The organism is Candidatus Eisenbacteria bacterium (assembly GCA_016930695.1).
GTDB lineage: Bacteria > Orphanbacterota > Orphanbacteria > Orphanbacterales > Orphanbacteraceae > JAFGGD01.
Genome location: JAFGGD010000057.1, coordinates 1 through 17,912, shown reverse-complemented (window position 1 = coordinate 17,912; position 17,912 = coordinate 1). Strand labels below are relative to the sequence as shown.

Here is a 17,912-nt window from a genome sequence, read left to right as displayed (position 1 = left end):
ACGCGGGACGCCCTACCCGTCCAAACGGACCACGAGAACGTAGTCGAGACCGAATCGCGCCTTCGCCTCCTCGGCGTGGGCCCGCGCCTCCCGCGAACCGGCGAAACGCCCGAGGACGATTCGGTACCAGGTCCCCTTTCCGGGGATGGGCTTTTCCACGATCTCCACCGTCTCTCCCCCATCGAGGAAGCGAACGCTCGCGCGCTCCGCGTCCTCCCGGGTCGGGAAAGACTCCACGTGCACGCCGAAAACGGGACCTTCGGCGCCTCTCTCCGCCGGCGGCGGCGCGGCGGGGGGCGGCGCGGCCGCCCGCTCTCCGGGCGTCTGGGCCGGTCGCTCCTCCGGAACGGGCGCGGCGGAAACGGCCTCGCTTTCCACCGCGTCCTCCTCGCCGCCGCCGGCGGGAACACCCTCATCCGCGCCCTCCGCCTCTCCCGGCGTCTCCTCTTCCGCTCCGGCGACGGGCGTCTCCTCCGTACCGTCGGTCTCCCCGCCGGTTCCCTCCGCCGCCTCGGGAAGAGCCCGCCGTTCCGTCTCGTCCCGCGCCGGCGCGACTTCGGCGGATCTCTCCGCGACGACTCCCTCGCCCCGCTCCGCGTCCCCCCGGCGGTTCAAATAGAAATAGGAGAGGACAAAGCCGATGACCACGCAGACGACGGCGAAGATTCCGATGGTCCTCCACACCGGAATCCGCGTCCCCTCGGCACGATCCTCCGCTTCCGGCGGCGACGAGATCGCCTCGGAGGCCGCGCCGGCGTCCGTCCCTTCCTCCTCCAACACGATCTCGATCACCTTCGCCGTATCGGGCGATTCCGGACGGGCCGGCGCGTCCGCCGCGCCTTTCCGAACGAGAAGGGCGCGATCGCATTTCGCGAGAAGCGGGGATTCCCCCCCCTCTCCATCACGGATCGGCCCGACCAGGATCGTCAGAGCCGCTTCGGCGCGCATCGCACGGAGCGCCTCTTCCGCCTCCTCGGAATCCCAGAACTTCTCCGGCTCGGGAGGGGGCGATCCGATGTTCACCACCCGGATCCTCTCGTCCCTGGTCTTGTGGATCGCCGCCTGAAGGGAGGCGCCCCAGAGGACCACGTCGGCCAAGCCCTCTTCGGGCTGATAGGGGAAAGGCTTGCCGAGCGCCGGAGACGGGAAAGAGGCGTCCACCAAGAGAACGTCCATCCCTCGGGAGGCGGCGCGCCGGGCGAGGGCGACCGCCGCGAGTCCCGCGTCCCTTCCGGATCCCCCGTCGGAAACGAAGAGGAGCCGCGGAAGCCCGGCGGGACGGTCCATCCGGTCGAGAAGGTCGTCGAAGAACGCCTCCGCCTCCGGAACGAAGGGGAGATCGACGGGAACGGGGCGATCTCCCGCCGGCCCGGAAAGAACCACGCTCACCGGGCCATCGAAAGGCGTCGGAGAGGCGCCGTCGACTCTGCCGCTCATACGACCTCCCCCCTCCGTCCCCCACCCGCGGCGATACGGACGATCGTGTCGGCCACCACGGCGATCTCCTCGGGGAAAAGCGTCCTCGGATCGATCCGGATCCGGTCCTCGCGCACACGCGCGACGATCGGAGGATCCGCGCCGCGCAGGGCGGCGGCGACCGCCTCGGGACGCATGCCGTCGATGGATATCGCGAGCAGAACGGTGGGTATGGGCGGCTGGCCGATCGCCCCTCCGCCCGCCTCCGATTCTCCTTCCACGATCTCCGTATGGACGGCATCGCCCGCGCGCCTCAGGATCGATCCGCGCAGGGTTTCCACATCCTTTTGGATATCACGAAGGGGACGTGAGATCAAACGCAAAACCGGCACGTTTTCGACCACCCGGTCCGGATCGAGGTAGGCGGTGAGGGTCGCCTCCAGAAGGGCGAGCGTGATCTTGTCGACCCGGACCGCCCGCATCATCGGCGCCTTCCGGACTCGATCCACAACCTCCCGTTTTCCCAGGATGATCCCCGCCTGCACCGCGCCGAGGAGTTTGTCGCCGCTCATGGTGATCAATGCGGCGCCGCTCCCCAGTTCCTCCGGAGCGGTCGGTTCCCCGCCGGGGCCGGTGCGGGCGAAGGCGCCGCTTCCGAGATCGTAGAGGAGGGGGATTCCTCTCTCGGCGCCGATCCGGACCAACTCGTCGGCCGCGACGGCGGCGGTGAAACCCTCGACCCGGAAATTAGAAAGGTGAACCTTCATGAGGAGGGCGGTCTTGTCGTCCAGGGCGCGCCGGTAATCCTCCGGATGGGTTCGGTTGGTCGTCCCCACCTCGCAGAGAATCGCACCGCTCGCCTGCATGATCTCCGGCAGCCGGAAACTCCCGCCGATTTCGATCAACTCGCCGCGGGAGACCACCACCTTCCTGCCGAAGGCGAGAGCGTTCAGCGACACCAGCACGGCGGCGGCGTTGTTGTTGGTCACCAGCGCCGCCTCGGCGCCGGTGAGACGGCGGAGGAGCGCCTCGGCGTGGACCATACGCGATCCCCGCGCCCCTCGCTCCAGATCGTACTCCAGGTTGGAATACCGCGTCGCCACTTCCCGCGCGCGCTCGAACGCCTCCGGCGCGACCGGCGCCCGCCCCAGATTGGTATGAATCACGATGCCGGTGGCGTTGATCACCCGCCCGAGGGATGGGCGGAGCAGTCTTCGCGCCTCCTCTCGGGCGCGGGCGGCGTAGGTCCCCGCCGCCGCCAGTTCCGCCCCGGCGGGCGCCTCCCCGCCGCGGATCCTCTCCCGCATCCGCTCCACGGCGAGACGAACCGCCTCCACCGCCACCGCCCGCGGCACCCCCTCGAGGGCGCGCCCCACCTCGGGGTCCGCGAGCAGCTTCTCCACCGACGGGAGAACGCGAAAAAGAGGAGAACGATCCTCGTCCATCGACTTCTTCCTTCCGGGCGGCCCGGCCGTCCGAGGTTCAAGCTAGCAGAGGCCGGAGCCGGCCTTCAACCGTGCACCTTCGCGGGGGTGATCTCCTTCTGGGCCTGGTAGCGCCCCGCCTTGTCCCGGTACGAGACCTCGCACACTTCGTCGCTCTCGAAGAACAGGATCTGGGCGATCCCCTCGTTGGCGTAGATCCGCGCCGGAAGGGGCGACGTATTGGAGATCTCCAGTGTGGCGAACCCCTCCCACTCCGGCTCGAAGGGAGTCACGTTGACGATGATTCCGCAGCGGGCGTATGTCGACTTGCCGACGCAGACCGTGATCACCCCGCGCGGAATCTTGAAGTACTCCAGCGTGCGCGCCAGCACGAAGGAATTGGGCGGGATCACGCATATGTCCCCCCGGAATTCGCGGAAACGCTCCGGGGCGATCGCCTTGGGATCCACCTCCGAGCCGTACACGTCCGGGAAGATCTTGAATTCGTCGGCGAGACGGATGTCGTAGCCGTACGAGGAAAGCCCGTAGGAGATGACCCCCGGGCGCGCCTTCCCCTCCTCGAAGGGGCGGATCATCTCCGCCTCGAGCGCCATCCGGCGTATCCAGCGATCCGATTTCACAGACATGGCGTTCCTTTTCTTGGGAGCCCGGCGCCGGCGTCATCCGATCCGGAGACGGGCCGCTTCCTCTTTCGAGAGAGGCGCCGCGTCGACGCCCCATTCCCGCTCCCCGCGGGTGATCCGAACCGGAACGCGCGGGTCGTTTCGGCCGTCGCCGTAGCCGGCGGTGATCGCGGCGGCGAGGAGGAGATCCGAATCGCCGGGGCCGTCCAGCGCAAGCGTCACCGGACCGCGCGCCTCCGCCTCCAACCGCCAGCCCAGGTCGGCGTTCCGGTCGAGAAGGCGGCACTCCCCCGAGTCGCGGGCGACCACGGCGCGGCTCCGCGGCGAGAGGCGGAAGTGGCGCCCCAGCTGGAGCAGGTGGATCTCCCTAAGATCCGGCGCTTCCTCTTCGCCGCGGTGTTCCAGATAATCCCGCATCCGCGCGGCGAAGACCGGCTCGGTCAGGCAGCAACCACCCGCGGGGGACGGGTACTCGCCGATCTCCAAGCGCTCGGCGAGCGCCATCTGTTCTTTGCGCCCCCGGCCGGCGATCTCCAGCAGCCTCTCCCGGTCCACCCAACCCTCCCGCTCCGGCAAGGTCGGATCGAGTAGGCGCGCCGAGAGGGGCCGGAGAAGAAGCCCGTCCAAACCGCTCTCCTTCTCGATCATGCGCATGGCGTTTCTCTGCTGCGACATCGGCCGCTGGCCGATCACCTCGCCGGTGATCACGAAACGCGCTTCCCTCTCCCGCATCAGGCCCGCGGCGGCGCGGAGCATGTGGACCTTGCAGTCCAGGCAGGGATTGAATCCGGAGCCGTACCCGTGCCGGGGACGAACCAGCGTCTCCCAATACGCGGGGTAGAGATCCACCGTCTCGACGGCGAGCCCGATCCGGCGACCGGCGGCGACGGCGGCCGGCTCCTCTTCCGGAGCTTCCGGGTCGAGCACCCTCCGCGTGCCCGGACCGGGACAGACGCCGATATCGAAGTGGACGGCGATGACGTCGATCCCTTGGTCGCGAACGATCCGCGCCGCCAGGATCGAATCGAGGCCGCCCGAAAAAAGGGCGATCGCGCGGATCGGTTCGGTCGACATTCGGTCCATCCTTCCCGAATGAAAGCGGGGGCGGACCGCCCGGTCCGCCCCCGTGAAAACGCCCGCGCGCCGGTCGCCCGGCGTCACGCCGCTAGAGGCGGTCGATGATCGCGTCGGTCATTTGACCGGTCGACGCGGCCCCCGCGCCCAACGCCTCCGGGCCTCCGTGGAGGCGGGCCATGTCGTAGGTGCGGACCTTCCCCTCTTTCACGACCGCCGCTACGGCGCCGCGGATTCGCTCGGCCCTCTCGGTGTCGCCCAGATGATCGAGCATCATGCAGGCGGAGAGGATCATCGCGATCGGATTCACGATGGACGGCTCCAGCGCCGCGTATTTCGGCGCCGACCCGTGGGTCGGTTCGAAGATGGAGACCCCGCGGCCCAGGTTGGCGCTGCAGGCGAACCCGAGGCCGCCCACCAAACCGGCGAAGCCGTCGGAGACGATGTCGCCGAACATGTTTCCCGACACGAGGACGCCGTAGTCCTCCGGGTTTTTGGTCAACCACATCATTTGGGCATCAATGTTCGTCTCCCAAAGCTCGATGCCCGGGAAAGAGGAGTGGATCTCCCGGCCCACCGCCCGGAGCATGCCGGAGGTTTCGCGAATCACGTTCGGCTTCTCGCAGATGGTGACGCTTTTATAGCCGAACTTCTTCGCGTACTCGAAAGCGGCGCGCACGATCCTCACGCAGGCCCCGCGCGTGAAGATCCGGGTGGAAACCGCCAGTTCCGCCTTCGGCGCGCTCGCGAACTGTTTCATTTTCGGGTGAGTCATCAGGGCGTCGTAAACCTGCTGCGGCGGATCGGTCCACTCCACGCCGCCGTAAAGACCCTCCGTGTTCTGCCGGAAGATCACCGCGTCCACCTTCGGCTCCTCGTAGCCGCCGCCCGACGTGCGGCGCACGAAGTTGAGGGGATTCCCCTCGAAGGAACGGCAGGGACGGATGCAGATATCCAGATCGAAGTGCTGCCGGAGCCGCACGATGGGACTGTAGTAGACGAAACCCTTGTCCCGGAGGGACGGGTCGAGTTCCGCCGCCGCCTTGTCCTTCGGTTTGGAGGTGATGGCGCCGAAGAGGCCGACGCCGTGCTTCTCCAGTAAATCGATGGTGCGGTCCGGAAGGGGGTTCCCCTCTTTGCGCCAGAACTCCCAGCCGATGTCGGCGTGCACGTATTCCGCGTCGAAACCCACGGCGTCCAACACGCGGATCGACTCGTCCAACACGATCTTTCCGATGCCGTCCCCCGGCATCGACACGATGGTTCGCTTCATGTGTGTTTGCCCCCTCTATCATCCGCGGACGCGGCGCCCGGGCCGGTCCGATAGCGGTTTTTCACGTAGACCGGTCTATCCTAACCGAAAAGGAGAGAACGGAAAAGGGAATCCGGAGACGGGAGACGCGCCGCCGTTGACGATCCGGCGCGGAGGGTGCTAGCGTGACCCCATGAAGCCGTGGAAAACGCCGCCGCCGCTCTTCCTCCTCCCGCTCCTCCTGCTCGCCGCCTGCGGCGGACCGCCGCCCGAACCGGACCTGGACCGTCTCTACAGGGCGCTCGTCGACCGGCCGGCGGAATTCGACCGTGACTGCCTGTTGGGGAAGAGAATCGTGATCGACCCGGGACACGGCGGCGATTTCAGCGGCGCCGTCGGGGCCGGCGGGATGGCGGAGAAGGACGCCAACCTGGGCGTCGCCCTCTATCTGTGGGGGCTCCTGACCGAGGCGGGAGCGGACGCGCGGCTCACACGAGCCGCCGACCGGGATTTCGCCGGCGGCGACACCACCGCCGCCGCCCTCGAAAAGGACCTGGCGGCGCGCATCGCCTTCGCCGACTCTCTTCGTCCCCACCTCTTCCTCTCGATCCACCACAACGCGGCGGCGGATACGAACCGTTCCCGGAACCGCGTGGAGACGTATTACAGGGAAGGGGACGAGGCATCGGAGGACGCGGCGCGCCGGATTCACGCCGCGTTGGCGCGCAACCTGGGGATCGTGGATGGGGAGGCGCGCGCCGGCAACTACGCCGTTCTCCGGAACGCGCGCTGGACGGCGGTACTCGGCGAGCCTTCCTACCTCTCCCACCCGCCGGTCGAGAAGAAGCTGGCGCTCGCGGAGAAACAGCGGCTCGAGGCGGAGGCGTACTTCCTCGGCATCGTCGACTACTTCCGCCGGGGCGTCCCGGAAACGCGGATCGACGCTCCCGCCGGAACGATCCGCCTGCCCGGCGACTTCTTCTTCAGCGGCTCCGCGCTGGATGAGACGGGTCACGCGGGCGTCGATCCCTCGTCGGTGCGGGTTCTTCTCGACGGCCGGCGTTTGGAGACGCGTTTCGATCCGGCGGCCGGGTCGGTTCGCGCGGCGCTCCCCGCCCTGCTCGCGGCGGGACCGCACCGCGTCACGCTCCACGCCCGCAACCGGGAAGGGAACGCCGCTGCGCTCGGGGAAAGGGTTTTCGTCGTGGATCCTCCGCCGGCGCGGGCGACCGTCTCCGGATTGCGCGCGCCGGGAGAGAAGACGGTCCACCTCCTCGTCCGCCTGGAGGACCACCGCGGTCTTCCGGCCGCCGAGGGGAAGAGGGTCACGGTCGAGGGGGCCGGTCCGGCGGCGGCGGGGACCGCGCGGGGGGGTGTGATCTCCCTCGCCGCGGCGCCGGACTCTCTTCCGGCGGTTCTTCGCGTTCGCGGGGAGGAGTTCGATCTCCGCGCACCGCTGGAGGAGTCCGACCTGGAATCCCCCGCGGCCCTCCTCTTCGTCCTCGGGCCCGATGGGGAACCGGCGGCGGGAACCGTGGTTTGGATCGGCGACTCCCTCGCCGGAACGACCGGCCCGGACGGATGGCTCGGTCTCGCCCGGGCGCCCGCGTCGGGGATGGGGGCGCGCGTCGAGGGGACCGGACTCCCATGCGCCCGCTTCGCCGCGTCGGGCACCGCGATCGACACGCTCCGTATCGCCGGACCTCCGCCCCCACTCGACCGGCTCGCCGTGCTGATCGACCCCGCCGGGCGCGGTGACGACGGCGCGCGCCCCTCCTCCGCGATCCTTCTCGCCGCCGCCCGTGATATCGAGGAGATCCTGCGCTTTTGGGGCGCCCTTCCTTCCCTCACGCGGGAAGGAGCGCTCCCCGTTCCCGAAGAGCGAAGAATCCCCCTCGCCCGGTCAAGGGGGGCGGACTACTGGATCACACTCGACACGGGATCGGATTACGAAGTCCGCCACCATCCGGGAAGCCGCCGGGGGGAACCACTCGCCCGATCGGTCGCCGCGGAGATGGAGCGTCTTCTCGGGCGGCCGGTTCCGGCGCGGCCGGCGGCGGATCGTGTGTTACGCGAAACCCCCTGCCCGGCGCTCCGCATTCTCCTTCCTCCCCCGGGCGAAGAGAATCCCGGCGGACGGGCGCTCCTCCGCTGCGTCGCGGCGGCGATCGCCGAGGGGATCCGCCTCCGGCTCGACCCTTCTCCCGAAACGCGCCCCACGCTCCTCTTCCCCGGACTCGCCGGGGGAGACGGAATCCGCGTCGACGACAGGGTCTCCTTCGGCCCCGGCCGGACGGACGTCCTCCGGGTCGTCCTTCCCGGTCCGGGCGAATGGATGCTTCGCATCCGAAGGGACGGCGCCTGGGAAACGCGCGTCGTCGAAACCCAGCCCGGCGCCGAGATCCTCGTTCCTTGACGTGCCCGGCCGGAAAAGAGGCGGAAGAGCGGCGAAGAAAAGACCTCTCGAGGAAACAACGAAAGCGCTTCGGTTCTTAAGGGGCGATGTTGCCGAAATCTTCCGGCGGAAGGTTGCGGAGGAAATCCCGAATCTGGTCCTTCTTCTTCTCCTCGTCCGCCTCGGTCCCCTCCAGGCCGGGCTGGAAAAGCTCCTCGGAGACGAAGATCGGGGAATGCGCGCGGAGCGCGAGGGCGATCGAGTCGGAGGGACGGGCGTCCACGCCGATCACATCGTTGTCGCGTGTGATGAGGATCCGAGCGAAGAAGGTGCCGTCCTTCAGGTCGGTGATGAGGATCTTGCGGATCGTCCCCTTGAGGCCCTCGATGACGGTTCGGAGGAGATCGTGCGTGAGAGGTCTCTGGAACTTCTTCCCCGCCAGCTCCATGGCGATGGAGTTCGCCTCCGGCGCTCCGATCCAAATGGGGAGTACACGGGTGCCTCCCAGTTCCTGGAGCAGAACCACCGGCGACCGGCTGCGCTCATCCAGCGCAAGCCCGCTGACCTTCACTTCCACCAACTCCGACAAGTGCTTTTCCTTATTCTGTTTAGCCTGGGGGAGTTTCCTGCTTTCGGAAGGTAATCGATCCCAAAGGGAAAGTCAAGACGGCGGCGGTGAACGCTCCGGAACAAAAGAGGCCGGCGCCCGTGGGACGCCGGCCCGGTTGCGCGTATCCGCTTCGCCCCGATCGTATTCGCCCCTCCGCCTCAGTCCTCGTTGAACTCCGGCGGCGTACCGCCCATGTTCTGCAGCATCCAGGTGGCGGAATCGATCAGTTCCTGCTTGCATCCGTCGCCGCCCCGGGCCAGCACCTTCTCGAAAGCCTCGCGGGCTCGATCGAAGTTGTGGAGTTCCTCGGAGTAGACGAAACCGATCATGAATTGGGCTTCGCAGGCGTAAGGGTCATCCGGATGATTCCGGACGATCTCGTCGTAATACTTGATCCTCTGCAGCGGATCGGTGGCGTTCTGAGCGAGCTGAAAGATCTTGGCCGCTTGACGATCCTCGTCCAGCTCTTCCGACTCCACCACCTGCGTCGGGTCCTTCAGGATGCGGGAGCCGTACTTCTCATGCAGTTCCTTCACCTTCGCCTTGCGGACCTCCTCGGCGAATGCGCTCGCGTAGTTTCGCCGGATCGTCTCCTGCACCTTTTCGAAAGGCATCACCGCCTCCGCGTTCCTCTGCTCCACGGTGAAGACGTGATACCCCTTCGGCCCCTTGATCACCGGCGAAATGGTGCCGATGGTGAGGGTGTCGATGCACCGGCTCAGCTCGGCGGAGGTGCCGACGAGCGGAATAATGGAGGCGTTCTTCTGGACCGGGCCGATGCGGCCGTTCCTTTTCTTCGTGGGTAAATCGGTGCAGTATTTGCCCACGACGTGTTCCCAGGTCGCCCCATCCAACAGCATCCGCCGGACCCGCGCGGCGGTCTCCTCGGATTCGACCACCACCTGGCGAACCTCCGATTCCTCGGGCCGGGTAAAGAGATCCATGTGCTCGTCGTAGTAGTCGCGCATGTCCTCTTCGGTCATCTGCGTGTAGGGGACGACCTCCCGGTTGTAGTAAGCCTGGATCAACACGCGTCGTCTCGCGGAATCGATCTGTCGCTTGACCTCCGGGTTCTTCTCCAGATCCTGCTCCTCGGCGGCGAGCAGAAAAGCCTCCTCGTCCATCAAGCCCTCGATCAGCTTTTTTCGCCCCTCCGGCCCGACGAATTCCCCTTGAATCCTCTGAGGCATCTCGGCAAGACGGCGGTCCACGTCCCTCGTGGTGATGGAACGGTCGCCGATGACGGCGACGACTTCACCGTCCCCACCCGACCCGCCGCAGGCGAGAACGAACAGGGAAACCGGCAGAAGAAGGGCGGCAAATCGCCTCATGGCATTTACTCCTTGTTCGGCGGGTTCCGGTCTACTTCTTGACGACCCAAACCTTGATCGCGCAGTCCACGTCTTTGTGTAGCTTGATCGGTACCGTATACACACCCAGACTCTTGAGCGGTTCGTCGAGCAGTATCCGCTTCCGGTCGATGGCGAATCCCTGCGCCTTCAGAAGCTCCTCGATGTCATGGGCGGTGACGGAACCGAAAAGCCGGTCTTCTTCGCCGACCTGGACGGCCGCCGTGACCGAGACCTTTTTCAGCCGGTCGCCGAGCCGGTCCGCCTGACGCAGCGTCTTGTTCTCGCGCACGCTGCGGAGCTTCTCCTCCTCGTCGAACATCCGCTCGTTCCCGGGATTCGCCTCAACCGCGAAACCCTTGGGAATCAAGAAGTTACGGGCATATCCCCGGGCAACGTTCACCCGATCCCCGCGCCCGCCCAGACTCTCCACCTCTTCCCGCAGAATCACTTTCATGAGTCACGCCCCTCGCTTTCCCTTTTTTGGGGTCCACCGTCCACCGATTCGAGGTGGCGGAAATCGACCCACGCGTCGATCAGCCCGGCGCCGATGGTCATGATCAGAAAGAGAGGGAAGACCAAAAGCGCCGATGCGGTGAAAAAGACGACTTGTATCGGAACGGAAATCCTCCTGCTCCGGAACTGCCAGATCAACACCGCCAGACCGTCGATCCAAAAGACGGCGGCGGAGAAACAGAGCAGGTTCGCGCCGGTCTCGCCGACGGGTGATCCTCCGATCAGCACGCCGGCGAGACCCGCCGCGAAAACCCACACCAACCCGAAGGGGACGCGCCAGTACCGGAACGGCGCGATCCGCCTCGTTTCAAGACCGTAACGGGCGAGAAGCCCCGTGGTGATCCTGTAGAGAACGGTCGTGAAGGCGGCCAGGATCAGGAACCCGACGGCCGGCTCGACAGCCGTCGCCGCGTGGCCGACCCGGCGAACCGTCCCCTCCCATTCCTTCAGCACCGCCTCTTCCGTGCCCAACTCCCGGTATAACTCGATCGTCCGAACGACGTTTCTCTCCGCCTCCGCCTCCCGCTCCGCCCGCGTCTCCGGGTGGAGAAAGAAAGGGAGCGAAGCGAGCAGGAAGGGGAGCGTCGCTTCGAAAACCACCCGTACCGGCTTTCCCCCCCGTAGAATGCCCCGCGCTAAAAGCAGGGCCGAAAGCCCGAGCGGGAGCGCGATCCGCAACAGAGGCGCGGGGTCGCGGGTGAGGGCGAGGAGGATCAGCAGACCGGCTCCGATCGCCCAGACCGCCCGAGTGGGGCGGATCCGATAGAGCAGAACGAGCACGGGCGGACCGGCCAGTCTCCCGAGCAACTCGGGGAACGCACCGATCCCGGACCCGGCCACGAGGACCGCCCCGGCTCCGAAAAGAATCCAGGAGCCGGGTAAGGGGCGGGTAACCCCGAAGCCCGTCATCGCCCTCTCTCCGCCGAAATCACTCGCCGAGGTACGGAATCAGCGCCACCTGTCTCGCCCGCTTGATCGCCGTGGTCAGCATCCTCTGGTGGCGGGCACAGGTTCCGGAAATCCGCCGGGGCACGATCTTCCCCCGGTCGGTAATGAAACGGCGCAATCGTCTCTCGTCCTTGTAATCGATCTCTTTGATCCGGTCCACGCAGAACCGGCAGACCTTGCGTCGGCCTCGTCGGTCGTCGCCTCGAGGTCTCGCCATAACGATCTTTCCTCCTGTGCGAGAATCTCTCGCGACGGGCGCCAAGAGGCGCCCGCGGCCGTGTTGTACGGTTTCGGTCCCACCCGGCCGGCGGGACCCCGTCTCTAGAACGGGATGTCGTCGTCCGAGTCGCCGGGGAAATCGCCGCCCGAATCGGCGGACGGACCGCTCGAATCGGCGGGGGGACCGCCCGGCGATGACGAATCCCGACGATCGAGGTTCTGCACGCTGTTGGCGTTCACCTCGATCGTGGTTCTCTTCTGTCCGTCCTGTGTCTCCCAGGAACGGCTCTGGAGCCGCCCCTCGACGAGCACCGCGCTCCCTTTTTTCAGGACCTGGGAAAGCCGTTCCGCCGTCTTCTGCCAGGCCACGGCGTTCACGAAGCAGGTGTCGTCCCGCCACTCGCCGCCCTGGTCCTGGTAACGCCGGTTCACGGCCAACCGCATGTTGAGCACCGCGGCGCCCGAGGGGGTATATCGAATCTCCGGATCCTGAGTGAGCCTACCGATCAGGAGAACTTTGTTCAGCGTACCCAGCCGTACGTCCGCCATCTGGTTTTCTCCTTTCCTTCGCTCCCGCCGGGATCGACCCCGCCGGGGGCTTTCTTATGGACCGGTCGTCGCTCTCCCAGGATGAGCGTGCGGCAGCGGCCTTTCGGCCGGCGTATCCGCCGCGTGAAGGGTTCGGGTCTTACTCGGTTCCCTCTTTCGGCTTCTCCGGCTCCTCCGCTTCCGCCTCCGCCTCGGCGCGGGGGGCCGGTTCCGGCTCCTCCGTCTCGGCCTCGGCGCCGGCCGCATCGGCTTGCTCGGAGGGCGCTTCCGCCGTTTCCGGAACGGCGGCGGTCTCCGCGGGGACTTCTTCCGCCGGAGTCTCCGCCTCCTGCGCGCGCGGCGCGACGGGTTCCGCCTCCGCGGCGTGAGGCGGGGCCGAAGCGGCCGCGGTAGCCACTTCTTCCACCGCTACGGTCGGTCCCTCGGGGAACTTGTCCTTGCGGAGAACGATGTGACGGAGTACCGATTCGTTGAGACGCAGAGAGCGTTGCAGCGGTGCGATCAGTTTCGGTTCCGCCTGGAAATGAAACACCGTGTAGTAACCGTCTTGGTTCCGCATGATCTCGTAGGCGAGGTGTCTCTTCCCCATCCTCTCGATGCTGTGAATCTCGCCCTTGCCCGTCTCGATCGCTTTCTGGAATTTGGAGATCTGTTCCTCGATCTCCTGGCCTTCCAGACGGCCACCGTAAACAACCATGGATTCGTAAATCGCCAACCGACCGAACCTCCTTCTACGAATACCGCATGAAAATGGGGGCGAGCACCAACGAGACCACCGACATCAGTTTGATCAGGATGTTCAGCGAAGGACCGGAAGTGTCCTTAAAGGGGTCTCCTACGGTGTCCCCCACCACGGCCGCCTTGTGGGCATCCGAACCCTTGCCCCCGAAGGCGCCCGACTCGATGTGCTTTTTCGCGTTGTCCCAGGCGCCGCCGGCGTTGGCCATGAATATGGCGAGCACCACACCGGAAGCGGTCACCCCGGCGAGCAGGCCTCCCAGGGCGCGCACGTCCAGCAGGCCCACCACCACCGGCGTGATTACCGCCAGCAGGCCCGGAACGATCATCTCACGAATCGCGCCGGCGGTCGAGATGTCCACACAGCGCGCGTAATCCGCCGTCGCGTTCCCTTCCATAAGACCCGGGATCTCCCGGAACTGGCGGCGCACCTCCTCGATCATTCGAAACGCCGCCTTCCCGACGGCGCGGATCGACATGGAGGAGAAGAGGAAAGGCATCATGGCGCCCACCAGCAACCCCGCGGTCACCTTCGGCTCGAGTACGTTCAAGCCCTCCGCCTGGAGACCGACCCGCATGCTGAAGGCGCTGAAAAGGGCGAGCGCGGTGAGCGCCGCCGAACCGATGGCGAAGCCCTTGCCGATGGCGGCGGTGGTGTTCCCCACCGCGTCCAGTTTATCCGTCCGCGCCCGGACCTCGGCGCCGAGATGAGCCATCTCGGCGATACCGCCCGCGTTGTCCGCGATCGGCCCGTAGGCGTCCACCGCCAGCTGGATGCCGATGGTGGAGAGCATGCCGAGCGCCGCCAGCGCGATCCCGTAAAGCCCCGCCTGGTTGTGGGCGACGATGATGGCGCCGGCGATCACCAGCACCGGAAGGGCGGTGGAACGGAGCCCCACGGCGATACCGCCGATCACGTTGGTCGCCGCGCCCGTCTGGCTGTCTTTGGCGATGCCCCGCGCCGGACCGCGCGCCTCGGACGTGTAGTACTCGGTGATCAGCCCGACCAGGATCCCGGCGACGAGCCCCGCCACGGTCGCCAGAAATACGCCCATCATCACGTCCGGCGGCAGTGTCGCGCGAATCAGAAAGAAGGAGACGACCAGCATCAGCGCTCCTGCGCCGAAGGTGCCCAGGTTGAGCGCCGCCTGCGGATTCCCCCCCTCCCGGGTGCGGACGAAGAAAGTACCCAGGATGGAGACGATAATGCCCGCTCCGGCGAGCGCCAACGGGAGGAAGACCGCGTTGGAGCCGCCGGCGAAGCCGACGCCGAGGATCATCCCGCCGACGATGCTCCCGACGTAGGACTCGAAGAGGTCGGCGCCCATACCGGCAACGTCCCCTACGTTGTCCCCCACGTTGTCGGCGATCACCGCCGGGTTGCGCGGATCGTCCTCGGGGATCCCCGCCTCCACCTTGCCGACCAGGTCGGCGCCCACGTCCGCGGCCTTGGTGTAGATGCCGCCGCCGACGCGCGCGAAGAGGGCGATGGAGCTGGCGCCGAGGGAGAACCCGGAGAGCACCTGGAGGATGCGATCCATGCTCCAACCCGCCTGCCCGTGGAAAAGGTACAGATAGAGAATGAAGAGCCCCGAGAGGCCGATGATGGCGAGTCCCACAACGGAGAGCCCCATCACGGTTCCGCCGGAGAAGGCGACCGAGAGCGCCTGCGCGAGCCCCGTGCGCGCCGCCTGGGCGGTTCGCACGTTGGCGTTGGTCGCGACGCGCATGCCGAAGAACCCGGCGAGCGCGGAGGCGAAGGCGCCGCAGACGAAGGAGAGCGCCACCAGAGGGTGGGTGTCCGATCCCCGGGAGAAGACGGCCAGAAGGACCGCCGCGACGACCACGAATATCGCGAGCACGCGATACTCACGGCCGAGAAAGGCCATCGCGCCGTCACGAGTGTAGGAGGCGATGGTCCGCATCTCCTCGGTCCCCGCGTCTTGCCGGTTCACCCATGCCGAGCGCCACAAGGCGAACAACAACGCGAGCACGCCCGCCGCCGGCAGAAGGAAAATCATTACGCTCATGACTTCGATGCCTCTCCTTCCTCGTGCCCTTCGGAAAGGGGTTGCGTACGGTTCCAGCGGTCCCTCGCCCGGGCGACTCCCTCCGTCACCCAGGTTCTCACGCAGAGAACCGCGAGGTCGATCATCCGCTCCGCCTCCTCCCGCTCCCCGGCGTCAAAGGAGTCCAGAACGTAATCGGCCAGGTCGACGCCGCCACCCGGAGATCCGACGCCGAGCCGAAGTCTCGGGAAGTCTTCCGTCCCGATCGATCGAATGATCGAGGCCAGACCCTTCTGGCCTCCGTCTCCTCCCCCGGAGCGGATACGGATCCTGCCGAGGGGCAAATGAACATCGTCGGACACCACGAGCATGTCCGACGGCGTCAGATCGAAATCCCCGATCAACCGGGCGACGGCGATACCGCTCCGGTTCATGAAAACGGTCGGCTCGACGAGCAGCGCCCGCCGCCCCCCGATCCGGCCGCCGATGAACCGATAAGTGTCCCGCCGTTCCAGGCGGGTCCCCTCGCCGGCAAGCGCCTCGATGACCCGGAAACCGACGTTGTGGCGCGTGTCCTCGTACTCGGACCCCACGTTGCCGAGACCGATCACCGCGAGCAAAGTTCCCTCCCGATCGGATCGGAGAAAACGGATCAGGAGGACTTTTCGGCCGATTCTCCCTCGGCCTTCTTCTCGGCGCCCTCTTCGCCCTCTTCGCCTTCGGCGCCCTCGGCCGCCTCGGCCGCCTCTTCGTCGGTCAGAGCCATCGTCCGCGGCGGGACGATCATGACGACCGTCACGTCCTCACGGGTGAGGATCTCTTCGTGTCCGTGGGCGAGTTCGCCGACCCGAACCGAGTCGCCGATCTCCATCTTGGACACATCGACGACGTAGCTCTCGGGAATCTCGAGGGGACGGCACCGGATGTCGACCTCGCGGACGTGCTGATCCATAATGCCGCCGTAGGTTTTCACGCCCGGCGATTCCCCGATCACGACCACCGGCACAGTCACGTTGTACTTCCGGTTCATGTCCACCTTGAGCAGGTCGCAGTGGACGATCTTGCGGGTCAACGGATCCCGTTGCACCTCGCGGATCACCGTCACCACGGGGTCCTTCTCCTCGTCCAGACGGAGATCGATGAGAAGGGTGGTTCCGTGACTCTTCTTGAGAACCGGATGGAGGTCGTCCATCTTGACCTGGATCCGCTTCGCCTCTTCACCGAAGCCGTACAGCACTCCGGGGACGACCCCTTCCGCCCGGAGCCGCTTGATGTCGCTTGGCCTCTCGGTCCGCCGAGAGATCGCTTGCAATTCCGCTCTCTGCATCGTTCGAACCCCCGGGAGGATCCGGCCTCCCGCGCGATACTCCGTGCCGCCCGAGGCCCGGAGAGATGAATGAACTCACTCCACGAACAGGGAACTGACCGACTCCTCACGGTGGATCCGGAGGATGGCCTCCCCGAGAAGCCCGGACACGCTCAGGGCCCGGATCTTCGCGCACTCGCGGCGGAGCGGGATCGTGTCGGATACCACGACCTCGCTGATCTCCGATTTTTCGAGGCGTTCCACCGCCGGACCGGAGAGAACCGGGTGGGTGCAGGAGGCGTAGATCGTACGCGCCCCCTCCTCTTTCAGCCGAGCCGCGGCCGCCACGATCGTGCCGGCGGTGTCGACGAGATCGTCCACGATCAGGACGTTCTTGTCCTTCACCGCGCCGATGACGTGGTACACCTCCGCCACGTTCGCGCGGGGGCGGCGTTTGTCGATGACGGCGAGACCCGCATGCAGGTGTTTGGCGTAGGCTCGCGCCATCTTCACGCTCCCGATGTCCGGCGCGACCACCACCAGATCGGAAATGTCGCGCTCCCGGTAGAACTCCACCAGCACCGGCGCCGCGTAGAGATGATCCACCGGAATGTCGAAGAAACCCTGGATCTGGCTGGAATGGAGATCCATCACCAGCACGCGATCCGCTCCCGACTCGGCGATCAGGTTGGCCACCACCTTCGCGGCGATCGCCACGCGCGGCCGGTCTTTCCTGTCCTGGCGGGCGTACCCGAAATACGGGATCACCGTCGTGACGCGCTTCGCCGATGCGCGCTTAAGCGCATCCACGATCAGGAGAAGCTCCAGCAGGTTTTCCGCCGGTGAAAATGTCGGCTGGACGATAAAGGCGTCCACGCCTCGGACGTTTTCCCCGATCATCACCGAGATCTCGCCATCGGCGAAACGTCCCAACTGTATTTTGCTCAGGCCCGTTCCGGCGGCCTTCGCGATTCTGCCGGCCAACTCCTGATGAGCCAGTCCCGAGAAGATCTTCATGCTGCCGTTCATGCCCCCCTCCGGACACACCGCGCCCTTTCCAGACACAGAACATAGAGTATATGGATCACGAATGGGCGGGTCAAGCAAAAGGAAGCCAAGCCGGAAAAGGAGTTACGGCTCCGCCTGGGAAGCGGGCTGAAACGAAGCGGCCCCCACCCGGCGAAAGGAACTCTACCGGAGTATCATCAAAAATTACAAGGGGTTAGTTTCAGCCGTCCGGTGCGTGGGACCTGTGGGGGCCAACTCTTCCGCCTCCTCCTCGGACGGACGGCGTGATCCTCTTCGGTGCCGGATACCTCCTCGCTTCGCTCGGAGAGAATCCGGGACCGAAGGGCCGAGCCATCCTCTCCGCTTCTTCCCCGGACGGACGGCGTGATCCTTCGAGGAGAAGGGGCGGGACGGGGGCCCCCACCTCTCGAGGTGCGTGAGAAATGGCCGCGCGA

Annotated in this window: 17 protein-coding genes; 1 reads left to right on the top strand and 16 read right to left on the bottom strand. The window is 66.5% G+C overall.

Annotated elements, in window-relative coordinates:
* Nucleotides 1-12: 12 nt before the first annotated feature.
* The 5 genes from JW958_13830 to JW958_13810 all read right to left on the bottom strand — a co-directional run bounded on the left by JW958_13830 (nt 13) and on the right by JW958_13810 (nt 5,831).
* Complete coding sequence (locus tag JW958_13830; protein ID MBN1827334.1) at nt 13-1,437, bottom strand: SPOR domain-containing protein; 1,425 nt, start codon at nt 1,435-1,437, stop codon at nt 13-15.
* On the bottom strand, nt 1,434-2,861 hold the full coding sequence (locus tag JW958_13825) for an L-seryl-tRNA(Sec) selenium transferase (protein ID MBN1827333.1): 1,428 nt from the start codon (nt 2,859-2,861) through the stop codon (nt 1,434-1,436). The genes JW958_13830 and JW958_13825 overlap by 4 nt, the downstream gene beginning before the upstream one ends.
* A 65-nt stretch (nt 2,862-2,926) precedes the next feature.
* Nucleotides 2,927-3,487 (bottom strand): dCTP deaminase, encoded by a 561-nt coding sequence (locus JW958_13820; protein MBN1827332.1) that lies wholly within the window; start codon nt 3,485-3,487, stop codon nt 2,927-2,929.
* 33 nt (nt 3,488-3,520) lie between these two features.
* Nucleotides 3,521-4,558, bottom strand: coding sequence for a thiamine biosynthesis protein (locus JW958_13815; GenBank protein MBN1827331.1), 1,038 nt, complete (start codon nt 4,556-4,558; stop codon nt 3,521-3,523).
* Between the two features lie 91 nt (nt 4,559-4,649).
* Nucleotides 4,650-5,831: an isocitrate/isopropylmalate dehydrogenase family protein gene (locus JW958_13810; GenBank protein MBN1827330.1), complete on the bottom strand. Its 1,182-nt coding sequence runs from the start codon at nt 5,829-5,831 to the stop codon at nt 4,650-4,652.
* Nucleotides 5,832-6,003: 172 nt separating this feature from the next.
* Here JW958_13810 and JW958_13805 point away from each other — a divergent pair, with 172 nt between their 5' ends.
* The gene (locus JW958_13805; GenBank protein ID MBN1827329.1) at nt 6,004-8,226 is read left to right on the top strand and encodes an N-acetylmuramoyl-L-alanine amidase; all 2,223 of its coding nucleotides are present in this window, start codon (nt 6,004-6,006) and stop codon (nt 8,224-8,226) included.
* A gap of 76 nt (nt 8,227-8,302) precedes the next feature.
* On the opposite strand, the gene JW958_13800 is transcribed toward JW958_13805, so the two are convergent.
* The 11 genes from JW958_13800 to JW958_13750 all read right to left on the bottom strand — a co-directional run bounded on the left by JW958_13800 (nt 8,303) and on the right by JW958_13750 (nt 17,478).
* A complete protein-coding gene (locus tag JW958_13800; protein MBN1827328.1) occupies nt 8,303-8,794 on the bottom strand; it encodes a bifunctional nuclease family protein in 492 nt (163 codons plus the stop codon).
* Nucleotides 8,795-8,973: 179 nt separating this feature from the next.
* A complete protein-coding gene (locus tag JW958_13795) occupies nt 8,974-10,146 on the bottom strand; it encodes a peptidyl-prolyl cis-trans isomerase (GenBank protein ID MBN1827327.1) in 1,173 nt (390 codons plus the stop codon).
* 31 nt (nt 10,147-10,177) lie between these two features.
* On the bottom strand, nt 10,178-10,621 hold the full coding sequence (locus tag JW958_13790) for a 50S ribosomal protein L9 (protein MBN1827326.1): 444 nt from the start codon (nt 10,619-10,621) through the stop codon (nt 10,178-10,180).
* The gene (locus JW958_13785) at nt 10,618-11,589 is read right to left on the bottom strand and encodes a DUF2232 domain-containing protein (GenBank protein ID MBN1827325.1); all 972 of its coding nucleotides are present in this window, start codon (nt 11,587-11,589) and stop codon (nt 10,618-10,620) included. The genes JW958_13790 and JW958_13785 overlap by 4 nt, the downstream gene beginning before the upstream one ends.
* Before the next feature lie 19 nt (nt 11,590-11,608).
* Nucleotides 11,609-11,845, bottom strand: a complete 237-nt coding sequence (locus tag JW958_13780; GenBank protein ID MBN1827324.1) for a 30S ribosomal protein S18 — start codon at nt 11,843-11,845, stop codon at nt 11,609-11,611.
* Between the two features lie 104 nt (nt 11,846-11,949).
* Entirely contained in the window at nt 11,950-12,381 is a 432-nt protein-coding gene (locus JW958_13775) for a single-stranded DNA-binding protein (protein ID MBN1827323.1), read from the bottom strand.
* Between the two features lie 154 nt (nt 12,382-12,535).
* Nucleotides 12,536-13,111, bottom strand: coding sequence for a 30S ribosomal protein S6 (gene rpsF, locus JW958_13770; GenBank protein ID MBN1827322.1), 576 nt, complete (start codon nt 13,109-13,111; stop codon nt 12,536-12,538).
* Between the two features lie 16 nt (nt 13,112-13,127).
* Nucleotides 13,128-15,164: a sodium-translocating pyrophosphatase gene (locus tag JW958_13765; protein ID MBN1827321.1), complete on the bottom strand. Its 2,037-nt coding sequence runs from the start codon at nt 15,162-15,164 to the stop codon at nt 13,128-13,130.
* A complete protein-coding gene (locus JW958_13760) occupies nt 15,161-15,763 on the bottom strand; it encodes an aminoacyl-tRNA hydrolase (GenBank protein ID MBN1827320.1) in 603 nt (200 codons plus the stop codon). Before JW958_13760 ends, JW958_13765 begins: the two co-directional genes overlap by 4 nt.
* 32 nt (nt 15,764-15,795) lie before the next feature.
* Complete coding sequence (locus JW958_13755) at nt 15,796-16,455, bottom strand: 50S ribosomal protein L25 (GenBank protein ID MBN1827319.1); 660 nt, start codon at nt 16,453-16,455, stop codon at nt 15,796-15,798.
* Between the two features lie 90 nt (nt 16,456-16,545).
* Complete coding sequence (locus JW958_13750) at nt 16,546-17,478, bottom strand: ribose-phosphate pyrophosphokinase (GenBank protein MBN1827318.1); 933 nt, start codon at nt 17,476-17,478, stop codon at nt 16,546-16,548.
* Nucleotides 17,479-17,912 lie beyond the last annotated feature (434 nt).

Coding starts and splice junctions, on each gene's coding strand:
- JW958_13830 (MBN1827334.1), bottom strand. CDS start 1,437: ATGAGCGGCAGAGTCGACGGCGCCTCTCCGACGCCTTTCGATGGCCCG.
- JW958_13825 (MBN1827333.1), bottom strand. CDS start 2,861: ATGGACGAGGATCGTTCTCCTCTTTTTCGCGTTCTCCCGTCGGTGGAG.
- JW958_13820 (MBN1827332.1), bottom strand. CDS start 3,487: ATGTCTGTGAAATCGGATCGCTGGATACGCCGGATGGCGCTCGAGGCG.
- JW958_13815 (MBN1827331.1), bottom strand. CDS start 4,558: ATGTCGACCGAACCGATCCGCGCGATCGCCCTTTTTTCGGGCGGCCTC.
- JW958_13810 (MBN1827330.1), bottom strand. CDS start 5,831: ATGAAGCGAACCATCGTGTCGATGCCGGGGGACGGCATCGGAAAGATC.
- JW958_13805 (MBN1827329.1), top strand. CDS start 6,004: ATGAAGCCGTGGAAAACGCCGCCGCCGCTCTTCCTCCTCCCGCTCCTC.
- JW958_13795 (MBN1827327.1), bottom strand. CDS start 10,146: ATGAGGCGATTTGCCGCCCTTCTTCTGCCGGTTTCCCTGTTCGTTCTC.
- JW958_13790 (MBN1827326.1), bottom strand. CDS start 10,621: ATGAAAGTGATTCTGCGGGAAGAGGTGGAGAGTCTGGGCGGGCGCGGG.
- JW958_13785 (MBN1827325.1), bottom strand. CDS start 11,589: ATGACGGGCTTCGGGGTTACCCGCCCCTTACCCGGCTCCTGGATTCTT.
- JW958_13780 (MBN1827324.1), bottom strand. CDS start 11,845: ATGGCGAGACCTCGAGGCGACGACCGACGAGGCCGACGCAAGGTCTGC.
- JW958_13765 (MBN1827321.1), bottom strand. CDS start 15,164: ATGAGCGTAATGATTTTCCTTCTGCCGGCGGCGGGCGTGCTCGCGTTG.
- JW958_13750 (MBN1827318.1), bottom strand. CDS start 17,478: ATGAACGGCAGCATGAAGATCTTCTCGGGACTGGCTCATCAGGAGTTG.